Source organism: Streptococcus sp. 2579 (assembly GCF_013277195.1).
In the GTDB taxonomy this organism is placed as follows: Bacteria; Bacillota; Bacilli; order Lactobacillales; family Streptococcaceae; genus Streptococcus.
The window spans coordinates 14,032-28,431 of the sequence record NZ_VMMM01000024.1; the positions used below are offsets into that span (position 1 = coordinate 14,032).

Consider the following 14,400-nt stretch of genomic DNA (forward strand, 5'->3'; position numbering starts at 1 on the left):
AAACAAATCTTCATTTTGAAAATCATCAAAAAAATGGTATAATGGTAGGAAAAGATTCGGCTAACAGTAATAGTGCTTTTAGAATAAGAGGGTAAGCAACCCTATAATCAAGATAAACTAAGATTTTGGAGGAAAAATGAGTAATATTAGTTTAACAACACTTGGTGGTGTACGTGAAAATGGGAAAAATATGTACATTGCTGAAATTGGAGAGTCCATTTTTGTTTTGAATGCAGGGTTAAAATATCCCGAAAATGAACAATTAGGGGTCGATGTGGTGATTCCAAAGATGGACTACCTTTTTGAAAATAAAGATCGAATTGCTGGGGTATTTTTAACTCACGGACATGCAGATGCTATTGGTGCTCTGCCTTATCTCTTGGCTGAAGCCAAGGTACCTGTATTTGGCTCTGAGTTGACCATTGAGTTGGCAAAACTCTTTGTCAAAGGAAATGACGCAGTCAAGAAATTTAATGATTTTCATGTTATTGATGAAGATACGGAGATTGATTTTGGTGGGACAGTGGTTTCCTTCTTCCCTACGACTTACTCCGTTCCAGAGAGCCTGGGAATTGTCTTGAAGACAGCTGAAGGTAGCATCGTTTATACAGGTGACTTCAAATTTGACCAGACAGCTAGTGAATCCTATGCGACAGACTTCGCTCGTTTGGCAGAAATCGGTCGTGACGGCGTCCTGGCTCTCCTCAGTGATTCGGCCAATGCGGACAGCAATATTCAGGTGGCTAGTGAAAGTGAAGTTAGAGATGAAATTACCCAAACCATTGCTGACTGGGAAGGTCGTATCATCGTTGCAGCTGTTTCCAGTAACCTTTCTCGTATCCAGCAGATTTTTGACGCTGCGGATAAAACAGGTCGACGTATCGTCTTGACAGGATTTGATATTGAAAATATCGTCCGCACAGCGATTCGTCTCAAGAAGTTGTCTTTAGCCAACGAAATTCTCTTGATTAAGCCGAAAGATATGTCTCGCTTTGAAGACCATGAGTTGATTATTCTTGAGACAGGTCGTATGGGTGAACCTATCAATGGACTTCGTAAGATGTCGATTGGTCGCCATCGTTATGTAGAAATCAAGGATGGGGACCTGGTCTATATTGCTACGGCTCCGTCTATTGCTAAAGAAGCCTTCGTTGCGCGTGTGGAAAATATGATTTATCAGGCAGGAGGGGTTGTCAAATTGATTACCCAAAGTTTACATGTATCAGGGCACGGAAATGCGCGTGATTTGCAGTTGATGATTAATCTCTTGCAACCTAAGTATCTCTTCCCAATTCAAGGGGAATACCGCGAGTTGGATGCCCATGCTAAGGCTGCTATGGCGGTTGGAATGTTGCCAGAACGCATTTTCATCCCTAAAAAGGGAACCAGCATGGCTTATGAGAATGGGGACTTTGTCCCAGCTGGCGCGGTTTCGGCAGGAGATGTCTTGATTGACGGGAATGCCATTGGTGATGTTGGAAATGTGGTTCTTCGTGACCGTAAGGTCTTGTCAGAGGATGGCATTTTCATCGTAGCAATTACCGTTAATCGTCGTGAGAAGAAAATTGTGGCCAAGGCTCGTGTTCACACGCGTGGGTTTGTTTATCTCAAGAAGAGTCGTGATATTCTCCGTGAAAGTTCAGAATTGATTAATCAGACGGTAGAAGACTATCTTCAAGGCGATGACTTTGACTGGGCAGATCTTAAAGGGAAGGTTCGTGATAATCTGACCAAGTATCTCTTTGACCAGACCAAGCGTCGTCCAGCTATTTTACCAGTAGTCATGGAAGCAAAATAATTGTTGAAATAAACAGAGAGAAAGTCGAGTTTCGGCTTTTCTTATCGGAAAATAAAAGGAAAAAATTATGGCAGTAATGAAAATCGAGTATTACTCACAAGTCTTGGATATGGAGTGGGGAGTGAATGTCCTCTACCCCGATGCCAATCGAGTGGAAGAACCAGATTGTAAAGATATCCCTGTCTTGTACCTCTTGCACGGGATGTCTGGCAACCATAATAGCTGGCTCAAGCGGACCAATGTAGAACGCTTGCTTCGAGGCACTAATATCATCGTTGTTATGCCCAATACCAGCAACGGTTGGTATACCGATACCCAGTATGGTTTTGACTATTACACAGCTCTAGCAGTGGAATTGCCACAGGTTCTAAAACGCTTCTTCCCTAACATGACCAGTAAGCGTGAAAAGACCTTTATCGCTGGCCTCTCTATGGGAGGCTATGGCTGTTTCAAACTGGCTCTTGCTACAAATCGTTTTTCTCATGCAGCTAGTTTTTCAGGTGCCCTCAGCTTTCAAGATTTTTCTCCTGAGAGCCAAAATTTGGGAACACCGGCTTATTGGAGAGGTGTGTTTGGGGAGATTAAAGATTGGACAGCTAGCCCCTATTCTCTAGAAAGTCTGGCTAAAAAATCGGACAAAAAGACCAAGCTTTGGGCTTGGTGTGGCGAGCAGGATTTCTTGTATGAAGCCAATAATCTAGCAGTGAAAAATCTCAAAAAACTGGGATTTGATGTGACCTATAGACATAGTGCTGGAACTCACGAGTGGTATTATTGGGAAAAACAATTGGAACGGTTCTTAGCAGCTCTGCCAATTGATTTCAAATTAGAAGAGAGATTGACTTAGTTTGAACTGCAGCATAAGAGGAGTAGAACTAAAATAAAATATGTTTTCACTAGACTTTTCAAACGAAAGTAGTAGAATAGTAATAAGATACTGGAGGAAAGAGAGTAGGAAATGTACCGTTATCAAATTGGCATTCCCACATTAGAATATGATCAGTTTGTCAAAGACCATGAATTAGCCAATGTATTACAAAGTAGTGCCTGGGAAGAAGTTAAGTCTGATTGGCAACATGAGAAGTTTGGTGTTTACAGGGAAGAAAAATTACTGGCGACAGCTAGTATTTTGATTAGAGCTCTTCCGCTAGGCTATAAAATGTTTTACATCCCAAGAGGACCCATATTGGATTATGGAGATACAGAACTCTTGAGTTTTGTCATTCAGTCCATTAAGTCTTATGCTCGCAGTAAGAGAGCGGTTTTTGTGACTTTTGACCCAAGTATTTGCCTGTCTCAAAGTTTAATCAATCAGGAAAAGACAGAATTTCCTGAAAATCTGGCTATTATTGATAGTTTGCAACGAATGGGAGTAAGGTGGTCAGGAAAAACAGAGGAAATGGGAGACACCATTCAACCTCGTATTCAGGCGAAAATATACAAGGAAAATTTTGAAGAAGATAAACTTTCCAAGTCAACAAAGCAGGCTATTCGAACAGCACGGAATAAGGGGGTAGAGATTCAATTTGGTGGAACTGAATTATTGGAGTCTTTTTCCTTTTTGATGAAAAAAACCGAGAAGCGGAAAGAGATTCATTTGAGGAATGAAGCCTATTATAAAAAGTTGTTAGATAATTTTAAGGACAAGGCCTATATCACCTTGGCCACCTTGGATGTCTCTAAACGTTTGCAAGAATTAGAAGAACAGTTAGCGAAAAACAGAGCCTTGGAAGAGACCTTTACTGAGTCGACTCGAACTTCAAAAGTAGAAGCGCAGAAGAAGGAAAAAGAACGTTTGTTAGAGGAATTGACTTTCCTGCAGGAATATATGGATGCAGGTCAAGCAAGAGTTCCTTTAGCAGCTACCTTGACTTTAGAATTCGGACAAACTTCTGTCAATCTATACGCAGGAATGGATGAAGATTTTAGACGTTATAAAGCTCCTATTTTGACTTGGTATGAGACAGCTCGATATTCCTTTGAACGTGGCATTTTATGGCAAAATTTAGGAGGCGTCGAGAATGCTTTAGATGGTGGACTCTATCGTTTTAAAGCTAATTTTAATCCAACGATTGAAGAATACTTGGGTGAATTTACAATGCCCACTCATCCTCTCTATCCTCTGTTAAGACTTGCTCTTGATTTCCGTAAAACATTAAGAAAAAAACATAGAAAGTAAGTATATGGCACTAATTACACTCACGAAAGAAGAGTTTCAGGCTTATTCTGATCAGGTTTCTTCTCGTTCCTTTATGCAATCTGTCCAGATGGGGGACTTGTTAGAAAAAAGAGGGGCTCGAATTGTTTATCTTGCTTTGAAACAAGAAGGAGAAATTCAAGTTGCAGCTCTGGTTTATAGCTTGCCCATGCTGGGTGGTCTGCATATGGAGATCAATTCGGGGCCGATTTATACCCAACAAGATGCTCTTCCAGTTTTTTATGCGGAGTTAAAAGAATATGCCAAGCAAAATGGTGTATTAGAGTTGCTTGTAAAACCTTATGAAACTTACCAAACTTTTGATAACCAAGGTAATCCAATAGATGCTGAGAAAAAAAGTATGATTCAAGGTTTGACTGATTTAGGTTATCAATTTGATGGATTGACGACAGGTTATCCAGGTGGAGAACCAGATTGGTTATACTATAAAGATTTAACTGAATTAACTGAAAAGAGTTTGCTTAAAAGTTTTAGCAAAAAGGGTAAACCCTTGGTGAAAAAGGCTGAAACCTTTGGCATTCGGTTGAAAAAGTTAAAACGTGAAGAACTATCGATTTTTAAGAATATAACAAAAGAAACCTCTGAACGTAGAGAATATAGTGATAAAAGTTTAGAATATTATGAGCATTTTTATGATACTTTTGGAGAACAAGCGGAGTTTCTCATAGCAAGCTTAAATTTTTCGGACTATATGAGCAAATTGCAAGGTGAACAAAGTAAACTAGAAGAAAACTTGGACAAGTTGCGACTTGATTTGAGTAAAAATCCTCATTCTGAGAAAAAACAAAATCAACTGAGAGAATATTCTAGTCAATTTGAAACGTTTGAAGTTCGAAAAGTAGAAGCGCGAGACTTGATTGAAAAATATGGAGAAGAAGATATTGTTTTAGCTGGGAGTTTATTTGTTTATATGCCTCAGGAAACGACTTATCTCTTTAGTGGTTCCTACACTGAGTTTAATAAGTTCTATGCCCCTGCCCTGCTTCAAAAATATGTTATGTTGGAAAGCATAAAACGTGGAATACCTAAATACAACTTCCTAGGCATTCAAGGGATTTTTGATGGAAGTGATGGTGTTTTGCGTTTTAAACAGAATTTTAATGGCTATATTGTACGCAAAGCAGGTACTTTCCGTTACCATCCATCTCCTTTAAAATACAAAGCTATCCAGTTACTCAAAAAAATAGTAGGACGTTAAGATGAAAAAGTCAGTATTTAGATTTCTTTTAGCTTCTTTTAGTAAAATAATTTTTATTTGCTAGAAAGATGGAGAGACATGCGCTGGCTTTTTCGTTTGATAGGGGCTTTCTTTTCTTTTGTGTGGCGTTTGTTTTGGCGTCTGGTTTGGATAGTTGTGCTCTTATGTGTGCTTGTTTTCGGACTTCTCTGGTATCTGAACGGGGATTTTCAAGGAGCGCTAAAGCAAGCAGAACGGTCAGTAAAAATTGGTCAACAAAGTATTGACCAATGGGAGAAAACAGGGCAACTGCCTAAGTTAAGCCAGACAGATAGTCACCAGCATTCTGAAGGAAGGTGGCCACAGGCCTCTGCTCGTATTTACCTGGATCCGCAGATGGATTCACGCTTTCAAGAGGCTTATTTAGAAGCAATCCAGAACTGGAATCAAACTGGTGTTTTTAACTTTGAACTCGTGACTGAGTCTAGTAAGGCGGATATTACGGCTACGGAGATGAACGACGGAGGCACTCCTGTGGCAGGAGAGGCGGAAAGTCAAACTAATCTCTTAACAGGGCAATTCTTGTCCGTAACGGTGCGCCTGAATCATTATTATTTGTCCAATCCATACTATGGCTATTCCTATGAACGCCTTGTCCATACGGCAGAACATGAGTTAGGTCATGCGATTGGCTTGGACCATACAGATGAGAAGTCTGTCATGCAACCAGCAGGTTCTTTTTATGGTATCCAGGAAGAGGATGTTGAAAGACTTCGAAAATTATATGAGACCAATGAGTAGGGGACTATTTTTCCCTACTTTTTTGCTATAATGGAACTATGAACAACTTGATTAAATCAAAACTAGAGCTCTTGCCGACCAGCCCTGGTTGTTACATTCACAAGGATAAAAACGGCACCATTATCTATGTAGGAAAGGCTAAAAATCTGCGTAACCGCGTGCGGTCCTATTTCCGTGGAAGTCATGATACCAAAACAGAGGCTTTGGTGTCTGAAATTGTAGATTTTGAATTTATCGTTACGGAGTCTAATATTGAGGCACTTCTCCTAGAAATCAACCTGATTAAGGAAAATAAGCCTAAATACAATATCATGCTCAAGGATGACAAGTCCTATCCCTTCATCAAAATCACTAATGAGCGCTATCCACGCTTGATTATCACTCGTCAGGTCAAGAAGGACGGAGGTCTCTACTTTGGTCCCTATCCAGATGTGGGGGCGGCCAATGAAATCAAGCGACTACTGGATCGGATTTTCCCTTTTCGTAAGTGTACGAATCTTCCTTCTAAGGTTTGTTTTTACTACCATATCGGCCAATGCATGGCCCATACTATCTGTAAGAAAGATGAGGTCTATTTCAAATCTATGGCTCAGGAGGTTTCTGACTTTTTAAAAGGGCAGGATGACAAAATCATTGATAACCTCAAGGGCAAAATGGTAGCGGCGGCCCAGACTATGGAGTTTGAACGTGCGGCGGAATACCGTGACCTGATTCAGGCTATTGGAACGCTTCGAACCAAGCAACGGGTCATGGCTAAGGATCTCCAAAATCGCGATGTCTTTGGCTACTATGTGGATAAGGGCTGGATGTGTGTGCAAGTTTTCTTTGTTCGTCAGGGCAAGCTCATCGAGCGCGATGTCAATCTATTCCCCTACTTCAATGATCCAGATGAGGATTTTTTGACCTATGTAGGACAATTCTATCAAGAAAAATCTCATCTAGTTCCCAATGAGGTACTGATTCCACAGGATATTGACGAAGAAGCGGTCAAGGCTTTGGTAGATACCAAGATTCTCAAGCCCCAGCGTGGAGAGAAAAAGCAGCTGGTCAATTTGGCTATAAAGAATGCTCGAGTCAGCCTAGAGCAGAAATTCAACCTGCTAGAGAAATCTGTCGAAAAGACCCAAGGGGCTATTGAAAATCTAGGACGCTTGCTTCAAATCCCAACCCCAGTTCGTATCGAATCTTTCGATAACTCCAACATCATGGGGACCAGTCCTGTTTCAGCCATGGTGGTCTTTATCAACGGCAAACCAAGTAAGAAGGATTATCGTAAGTATAAAATCAAGACTGTCGTTGGGCCAGACGACTATGCCAGTATGCGAGAAGTCATTCGTAGGCGCTATGGTCGAGTACAGCGTGACGGTTTGACTCCTCCAGATTTGATTGTCATTGATGGAGGACAAGGTCAAGTCAATATCGCCAAGCAAGTCATCCAAGAGGAGCTGGGCTTGGATATCCCCATTGCTGGGCTTCAAAAGAACGACAAGCACCAAACCCATGAATTGCTCTTTGGAGATCCGCTTGAGGTGGTGGAGTTATCTCGTAATTCTCAGGAATTTTTCCTGCTCCAACGTATCCAAGACGAGGTCCACCGCTTTGCTATCACTTTCCATCGCCAACTGCGCTCCAAAAATTCTTTTTCATCACAACTGGATGGAATTGAAGGGCTGGGACCTAAACGCAAGCAAAATCTTATGAAGCATTTCAAGTCTCTGACCAAAATCAAGGAAGCAAGTGTGGATAAGATTGTCGAAGTCGGGGTGCCGAGACTTGTCGCAGAGTCTGTGCAGAGGAAGTTGAACTCGCAGGAAACAGAAACCTTGCCTCAAGTGGCGGAAGAAAGAGTAGATTACCAAACGGAAGGAAACCACAATGAACCATAAAATCGCAATTTTATCAGATATTCATGGCAATGCAACTGCACTAGAAGCAGTGATTGCAGATGCTAAAAATCAAGGAGTCAGTGAATACTGGCTTCTGGGAGATATTTTTCTTCCTGGTCCAGGTGCAAATGACTTGGTCGCCCTGCTAAAGGATCTTCCTATCACAGCCAGTGTTCGAGGGAATTGGGATGATTGTGTCCTGGAGGTCTTGGATGGGCAATACGGTTTGGAACATCCAAAAGAAATCCAGCTCATGCGATTGACCCAGTTTTTGATGGAGCGAATGGATCCTGTAACGCTTGTCTGGCTACGAAGCTTGCCTATGCTGGAAAAGAAAGAAGTTGAGGGACTGCGTTTTTCTCTCTCACATAATTTACCTGACAAAAATTATGGTCGTGACTTGCTAGTTGAGAATGATACAGAGAAATTTGACCAACTGCTAGATGAGGAAACCGACGTGGCAATCTATGGTCATGTTCACAAGCAGTTGCTTCGTTATGGCAGTCAAGGGCAACAAATCATCAATCCAGGTTCGATTGGTATGCCTTATTTTAATTGGGAGGCGTTAAAAAATCACCGTGCCCAGTATACCGTGATAGAAGTTGAAGATGGGGAATTGGTAAATATCCTATTTCGTAAAGTCGCTTATGACTATGAAGCGGAGTTGGAATTGGCCAAGTCCAAGAACCTTCCTTTTATTGAAATGTATGAAGAACTACGTCGTGAAGATAACTATCAGGGGCACAATCTGAAATTATTAGCAAACTTAATAGAAAAGCATGGGTATGTAGAGGATGTGAAGAAATTTTTTGATTTTTTGTAAAAGTTTCCTAAAATAACCAATGCAAACTAAAAACGATTGGCTGGTCCAATCGTTTTTAATATATCTTATTGTAATCGAGATTGATCTGGAAGATAAGAGCCACCTAGATAGGTATTGCTGAGTTTTTCAAGTGTTCCATCTTGATAGAGTTCTTTGAGTGCTTTATCAAATTGCTCTTTAAACTCTTTCTGGTCGCTTGAGAAAATGATATAGTTGCTGGGGCTATCAGCAGAAGGCAAGTCAACCACAGAAAGGTCTAAGCCACGGTCCTTGATAATCTTTTGAACGGATACCTTGTCAAAAACGAGGAAATCAAATTCGCCGTTAGAGAGGTCTAGGATTCGTTTACCAATATCCTCGCCAGAAAAATTGATGGTAGCAGGATTGTCAGTGTGTTTCTGATTCCAGTTATTGATGAATTGAGCGTTTGAAGTTCCAGTATCCTCCTGTGTTGTTTTACCAGCAATTTGGTCAAGTGAAGTCAAAGGATTTTTCTTGTTGCTGACGAGGACGAGGGGATTGTTTGAAATTGGAAGTGAGTAGAGATATTTTTCAGCGCGCTCTTTTGTGTAACTCAAGTTATTGGCTGCAGCCTGATAGTGACCAGAATCAAGTCCTGGGAAGATACTTTCCCAAGCAGTTCTTTGGAATTGAATCTCGTAGTCGCTGAGTTTTTCATCCACTGCCTTTAGGACTTCAATATCGAATCCTGTCAGATTGCCCTTGTCTTCGTAGTCAAATGGTGGCACATCGCCAGCTGTAGCAACGACGATTGTCTTTTGAGAGTTGGTTGCTTTGGGTGTGGCTTGATTCCCACAGGCAACCAAAAATGGTAGGATAGCTAGTAAAAGGCTAAATTTTTTCATAATGTCTCCATTCAAATGTAAAGTACTTGCTAGTTTATCAGAAACTGTCTTGATGCACCAATATATATCTTTTATGGCTGTAATAAAAAATCTTAATCATGAAAAATCCCTGCAAGCTCTTTCAAATTATGGTAGAATGGAAGCAGTAGAATTAGAAAAGGAAATCGATTATGAAATTTCTTGAATTAAATAAAAAACGTCATGCGACTAAGCATTTCACTGATAAGCCAGTTGATCCAAAAGATGTGCGTACGGCTATCGAAATTGCAACCTTGGCACCCAGTGCCCACAACAGCCAGCCATGGAAATTTGTGGTGGTTCGTGAGAAAAATACCGAACTAGCAAAGTTGGCTTATGGTTCCAACTTTGAACAGGTATCATCAGCGCCTGTAACCATTGCCTTGTTTACAGATACAGATTTGGCTAAACGTGCCCGCAAGATTGCCCGTGTCGGTGGCGCAAAGAATTTCTCAGAAGAACAACTTCAATATTTCATGAAGAACTTGCCTGCGGAATTTGCCCGTTACAATGAACAACAGGTCAGTGACTACCTAGCCCTCAATGCAGGTTTGGTTGCCATGAATTTGGTTCTGGCTCTTACAGATCAGGGAATCGGATCAAATCTTATCCTTGGATTTGACAAATCAAAAGTTAATGAAGTTTTGGACATTGAAGACCGTTTCCGCCCAGAACTCTTGATCACAGTGGGTTACACAGATGAAAAATTAGAACCAAGCTACCGCTTGCCAGTAGATGAAATCATCGAGAAAAGATAGAAGGAAGATAATATGACAGTAATTGATTTTACAGCAGAAGTAGAAAAACGCAAAGAAGACCTCTTGGCTGACTTGTTTAGCCTTTTGGAAATCAACTCAGAACGTGATGACAGCAAGGTTGATGCTGAACATCCATTTGGGCCTGGTCCAGTAAAAGCCTTGGAAAAATTCCTTGAAATCGCAGACCGCGATGGCTACCCAACTAAAAATGTTGACAACTACGCAGGACATTTTGAGTTTGGTGATGGAGAAGAAGTTCTCGGAATCTTTGCTCACATGGACGTGGTGCCAGCTGGTAGCGGTTGGGACACAGACCCTTACACACCGACTATCAAAGACGGTCGCCTTTATGCGCGTGGGGCTTCAGATGACAAGGGGCCTACAACAGCTTGTTACTATGGTTTGAAAATCATCAAAGAATTGGGTCTTCCAACTTCTAAGAAAGTCCGTTTCATCGTTGGAACAGATGAAGAATCAGGTTGGGCAGACATGGACTACTACTTTGAGCACGTAGGTCTTGCCAAACCAGACTTCGGTTTCTCTCCAGACGCTGAATTCCCTATCATCAATGGTGAAAAAGGAAATATCACGGAATACCTCCACTTTGCAGGTGAAAATGCGGGTGCTGCCCGTCTTCACAGCTTCACAGGTGGTTTGCGTGAAAATATGGTACCTGAATCAGCAACAGCAGTCGTTTCAGGTGATTTGGCTGACTTGCAAGCTAAACTAGATGCCTTTGTTGCAGAACACAAACTTAGAGGAGAACTCCAAGAAGAAAACGGTCACTACAAGGTGACGATCATTGGTAAATCAGCCCACGGTGCTATGCCTGCTTCAGGTGTCAATGGTGCGACTTACCTAGCCCTCTTCCTTAGCCAGTTTGACTTTGCTGGTCCAGCCAAAGACTATCTTGACATCGCTGGTAAAATTCTCTTGAACGACCATGAGGGTGAAAATCTCAAGATTGCTCATGTGGATGAAAAGATGGGTGCCCTTTCTATGAATGCAGGCGTCTTCCGCTTCGATGAAACAAGCGCTGATAATACCATTGCCCTTAACATCCGCTATCCAAAAGGAACAAGTCCAGAACAAATCAAGTCAATCCTTGAAAACTTGCCAGTTGCTTCTGTTAGCCTTTCTGAACACGGTCATACCCCTCACTATGTGCCAATGGAAGATCCACTTGTGCAAACCTTGTTGAATGTCTATGAAAAACAAACAGGTCTACAAGGTCATGAGCAAGTCATTGGTGGTGGTACTTTTGGTCGTTTGCTTGAACGCGGAGTTGCCTACGGTGCCATGTTCCCAGACTCAATTGACACCATGCACCAAGCCAATGAATTTATCGCCTTGGATGATCTCTTCCGAGCAGCAGCAATCTATGCCGAAGCTATTTATGAATTGATCAAATAAAACGATAGAAGTCTGAGATTGTATGCTTAGACTTCTTTTTGGAGGGAAAGTAGATGTCTCAAATTGAAAGAATCAAGCAGGCTATTATGGCAGATCCGCAGAATGCTACCTATACAGAGCGTGGCATTGAGCCTCTCTTTGCAGCACCAAAGACTGCTCGCATCAATATCATCGGTCAGGCACCGGGGCTTAAAACCCAAGAAGCAGGACTTTATTGGAAAGATAAAAGTGGTGACCGCTTGCGCGACTGGCTCGGTATCGATGAAGATACCTTTTATAATTCAGGTTATTTTGCTGTTTTGCCTATGGATTTCTACTTTCCAGGGCATGGAAAGTCGGGCGACCTGCCGCCGCGAGCAGGTTTTGCCGAAAAATGGCATCCGCAACTCTTGCAAGAATTACCAGATATTCAATTGACCCTCTTGATTGGGCAATATGCCCAGGCCTACTATTTAAAGGAGAAAATCAGTGGCAAGGTGACAGAACGGGTAAAACATTACCAGAACTACTTGCCAACCTATTTTCCACTAGTTCACCCCTCGCCGCGAAATCAAATCTGGATGGCCAAAAATCCTTGGTTTGAGTCAGAAGTGGTGCCGGATTTGAAAAAAAGAATTAAAACTATTTTATAGTCAATGAAAATCAAAGAGCAAACTAGGAAGCTAGCCGCAGGCTGTACTTGAGTACGGTAAGGCGACGCTGACGTGGTTTGAAGAGATTTTCGAAGAGTATTAGGAGAAAAAGAATGAAAGAAATAGCCTTTGACGCATTTTACCAGCTTTACCAAAACGACCAACTTTCTTTAGTGGACGTGAGAGAAGTGGATGAGTTTGAAGCTCTTCATTTAGAAGGTGCTCAGAATCTTCCTCTGAGTCAATTAGCTGATACTTATGATCAATTGGACAAGGATCAGTTACATTATGTTATTTGTAAATCTGGAATGAGATCGGCGCGTGCTTGTCAATTTCTAGCTGAACAAGGTTATGAGGTTATCAATGTCCAAGGTGGCATGATGGCTTTTGAAGAACTTTAAACATTAGAATTTTCTCCTACTTTGTGTGATCTCGGTAGGAGAATTTTATTTTTAGACAATTCTCATTTTTAAGAATCTTGAAAACATTCAATATTTACTTCGTGAAGCTTTTTTCATACTCCTATTCATGATATACTAGGTCAGTATTTTATAAATATGAAGGAGATTTTCATGGCTAAAAAAGGTGCCCTAACAGGTTTGCTCCTGTTTGGAATATTTTTTGGTGCGGGGAACTTGATTTTTCCGCCTTCTCTAGGTGCTCTATCTGGAGAACATTTTCTTCCTGCCATCGCAGGTTTTGTCTTTTCAGGCGTCGGTATCGCTGTCTTGACTCTTATTATTGGAACGCTAAATCCTAAAGGATATATCTACGAGATTTCAACAAAGATAGCGCCTTGGTTTGCGACTCTTTACCTCTCAGTTCTTTACTTGTCAATCGGTCCATTCTTTGCAATCCCACGTACAGCTACAACAGCTTACGAGGTAGGGATTAGCCCGCTTTTATCGGATGCAAATAAAGGTCTTGGTTTGATCGTCTTTACTATTCTGTATTTTGCGGCAGCCTATTTGATTTCGCTTAATCCATCAAAAATCTTGGACCGCATTGGACGTATTTTAACGCCAGTCTTTGCGATTTTGATCGTTATCTTGGTTGTTTTAGGAGCTATCAAATACGGTGGAACAAGTCCTCAAGCTGCTTCAGCTGCTTATCAAGCTTCTGCCTTTGGTACAGGTTTCCTAGAAGGTTACAATACCTTGGACGCCCTTGCTTCAGTTGCCTTTAGCGTAATCGCAGTTCAAACCTTGAAACAACTTGGATTTTCAAGTAAGAAAGAATACATTTCAACTATTTGGGTTGTTGGTATCGTTGTTGCCCTTGCCTTCAGCGCTCTTTACATCGGCTTAGGTTTCCTTGGAAATCATTTCCCAGTACCAGCTGAGGCGATGAAGGGTGGAACACCAGGTGTTTACATTTTGTCACAAGCCACTCAAGAAATCTTTGGTTCAACAGCTCAACTCTTCCTTGCAGCTATGGTTACCGTAACCTGCTTCACAACAACAGTTGGTTTGATTGTGTCAACAGCTGAGTTCTTTAATGAGCGTTTCCCACAAATCAGCTATAAGGTTTATGCGACAGCCTTTACCTTGATTGGATTTGCCATTGCTAATTTAGGTCTTGATGCGATTATCAAGTACTCCATTCCAGTATTGGTTATTTTGTACCCAATCACGATTGCTATCGTTATGATTGTCATTGTCAACAAATTTGTTGCCCTTTCAAAACCAGGTATGCAGTTGACAATTGCTGTTGTTACAGCTATTGCCATTGCAAGCGTACTAGGAAGCTCATTTAAAGTTGAGTTTCTTGCAAATCTTGTCAAGACTCTTCCTTTTGCCAAGGCATCTCTCCCATGGTTGGTACCAGCCATTGTCGGAATCTTGCTCTCATTGGTTCTACCAAACAAGCAAGAAAGTGATGTTTTTGAAATGGAATAATCACTAATACTCTTCGAAAATCAAATTCAAACCGCGTCAACGTCGCCTTGTCGTACTCAAGTACAGCCCGCGGCTAGTTTCCTAGTTTGCTCTTTGATTTTCATTGAGTATA

At 41.4% G+C, this 14,400-nt stretch carries 13 protein-coding genes; 12 read left to right on the forward strand and 1 reads right to left on the reverse strand.

Annotated elements, in window-relative coordinates:
* The first annotated feature begins 136 nt into the window (after positions 1–136).
* The 7 genes from HT725_RS09665 (at position 137) to HT725_RS09695 (ending at position 8,703) form a co-directional block, all read left to right on the forward strand.
* Complete coding sequence (locus tag HT725_RS09665; protein WP_000065626.1) at positions 137–1,798, forward strand: ribonuclease J; 1,662 nt, start codon at positions 137–139, stop codon at positions 1,796–1,798.
* Positions 1,799–1,865: 67 nt separating this feature from the next.
* Positions 1,866–2,645: an alpha/beta hydrolase family protein gene (locus tag HT725_RS09670; RefSeq protein WP_173253505.1), complete on the forward strand. Its 780-nt coding sequence runs from the start codon at positions 1,866–1,868 to the stop codon at positions 2,643–2,645.
* A 111-nt stretch (positions 2,646–2,756) separates the two neighbouring features.
* The gene (locus tag HT725_RS09675) at positions 2,757–3,977 is read left to right on the forward strand and encodes an aminoacyltransferase (protein ID WP_173253506.1); all 1,221 of its coding nucleotides are present in this window, start codon (positions 2,757–2,759) and stop codon (positions 3,975–3,977) included.
* A gap of 4 nt (positions 3,978–3,981) precedes the next feature.
* Positions 3,982–5,214: a peptidoglycan bridge formation alanyltransferase MurN gene (gene murN / locus HT725_RS09680; RefSeq protein ID WP_173253507.1), complete on the forward strand. Its 1,233-nt coding sequence runs from the start codon at positions 3,982–3,984 to the stop codon at positions 5,212–5,214.
* Between the two features lie 78 nt (positions 5,215–5,292).
* Complete coding sequence (locus HT725_RS09685) at positions 5,293–5,994, forward strand: M57 family metalloprotease (protein WP_119943001.1); 702 nt, start codon at positions 5,293–5,295, stop codon at positions 5,992–5,994.
* Positions 5,995–6,032: 38 nt separating this feature from the next.
* Positions 6,033–7,880, forward strand: coding sequence for an excinuclease ABC subunit UvrC (uvrC, locus tag HT725_RS09690; protein WP_173253508.1), 1,848 nt, complete (start codon positions 6,033–6,035; stop codon positions 7,878–7,880).
* Positions 7,870–8,703, forward strand: a complete 834-nt coding sequence (locus HT725_RS09695; RefSeq protein ID WP_173253509.1) for a metallophosphoesterase family protein — start codon at positions 7,870–7,872, stop codon at positions 8,701–8,703. The genes uvrC and HT725_RS09695 overlap by 11 nt, the downstream gene beginning before the upstream one ends.
* Positions 8,704–8,768: 65 nt before the next feature.
* Here HT725_RS09695 and HT725_RS09700 read toward each other — a convergent pair whose 3' ends face one another.
* Entirely contained in the window at positions 8,769–9,569 is an 801-nt protein-coding gene (locus HT725_RS09700; RefSeq protein WP_173253510.1) for an amino acid ABC transporter substrate-binding protein, read from the reverse strand.
* A 170-nt stretch (positions 9,570–9,739) separates the two neighbouring features.
* Between HT725_RS09700 and HT725_RS09705 the strand changes: the two genes are divergently transcribed.
* From HT725_RS09705 to brnQ, 5 genes are all read left to right on the forward strand, one after another.
* Positions 9,740–10,345 (forward strand): nitroreductase family protein, encoded by a 606-nt coding sequence (locus HT725_RS09705; RefSeq protein ID WP_173253511.1) that lies wholly within the window; start codon positions 9,740–9,742, stop codon positions 10,343–10,345.
* Between the two features lie 12 nt (positions 10,346–10,357).
* Positions 10,358–11,758: a dipeptidase PepV gene (gene pepV, locus HT725_RS09710; RefSeq protein WP_173253512.1), complete on the forward strand. Its 1,401-nt coding sequence runs from the start codon at positions 10,358–10,360 to the stop codon at positions 11,756–11,758.
* A gap of 53 nt (positions 11,759–11,811) precedes the next feature.
* Complete coding sequence (locus HT725_RS09715) at positions 11,812–12,390, forward strand: uracil-DNA glycosylase family protein (RefSeq protein WP_173253513.1); 579 nt, start codon at positions 11,812–11,814, stop codon at positions 12,388–12,390.
* 113 nt (positions 12,391–12,503) lie between these two features.
* Positions 12,504–12,791, forward strand: a complete 288-nt coding sequence (locus tag HT725_RS09720) for a rhodanese-like domain-containing protein (protein ID WP_173253514.1) — start codon at positions 12,504–12,506, stop codon at positions 12,789–12,791.
* Positions 12,792–12,962: 171 nt separating this feature from the next.
* Complete coding sequence (gene brnQ, locus HT725_RS09725) at positions 12,963–14,288, forward strand: branched-chain amino acid transport system II carrier protein (protein ID WP_173253515.1); 1,326 nt, start codon at positions 12,963–12,965, stop codon at positions 14,286–14,288.
* Positions 14,289–14,400 lie beyond the last annotated feature (112 nt).

What these genes read in the sequence shown, in the direction of transcription:
- HT725_RS09665 (WP_000065626.1), top strand. Translation starts at nt 137, where the DNA reads ATGAGTAATATTAGTTTAACAACACTTGGTGGTGTACGTGAAAATGGG.
- HT725_RS09670 (WP_173253505.1), top strand. Translation starts at nt 1,866, where the DNA reads ATGGCAGTAATGAAAATCGAGTATTACTCACAAGTCTTGGATATGGAG.
- HT725_RS09675 (WP_173253506.1), top strand. Translation starts at nt 2,757, where the DNA reads ATGTACCGTTATCAAATTGGCATTCCCACATTAGAATATGATCAGTTT.
- murN (WP_173253507.1), top strand. Translation starts at nt 3,982, where the DNA reads ATGGCACTAATTACACTCACGAAAGAAGAGTTTCAGGCTTATTCTGAT.
- HT725_RS09685 (WP_119943001.1), top strand. Translation starts at nt 5,293, where the DNA reads ATGCGCTGGCTTTTTCGTTTGATAGGGGCTTTCTTTTCTTTTGTGTGG.
- uvrC (WP_173253508.1), top strand. Translation starts at nt 6,033, where the DNA reads ATGAACAACTTGATTAAATCAAAACTAGAGCTCTTGCCGACCAGCCCT.
- HT725_RS09695 (WP_173253509.1), top strand. Translation starts at nt 7,870, where the DNA reads ATGAACCATAAAATCGCAATTTTATCAGATATTCATGGCAATGCAACT.
- HT725_RS09700 (WP_173253510.1), bottom strand. Translation starts at nt 9,569, where the DNA reads ATGAAAAAATTTAGCCTTTTACTAGCTATCCTACCATTTTTGGTTGCC.
- HT725_RS09705 (WP_173253511.1), top strand. Translation starts at nt 9,740, where the DNA reads ATGAAATTTCTTGAATTAAATAAAAAACGTCATGCGACTAAGCATTTC.
- pepV (WP_173253512.1), top strand. Translation starts at nt 10,358, where the DNA reads ATGACAGTAATTGATTTTACAGCAGAAGTAGAAAAACGCAAAGAAGAC.
- HT725_RS09715 (WP_173253513.1), top strand. Translation starts at nt 11,812, where the DNA reads ATGTCTCAAATTGAAAGAATCAAGCAGGCTATTATGGCAGATCCGCAG.
- HT725_RS09720 (WP_173253514.1), top strand. Translation starts at nt 12,504, where the DNA reads ATGAAAGAAATAGCCTTTGACGCATTTTACCAGCTTTACCAAAACGAC.
- brnQ (WP_173253515.1), top strand. Translation starts at nt 12,963, where the DNA reads ATGGCTAAAAAAGGTGCCCTAACAGGTTTGCTCCTGTTTGGAATATTT.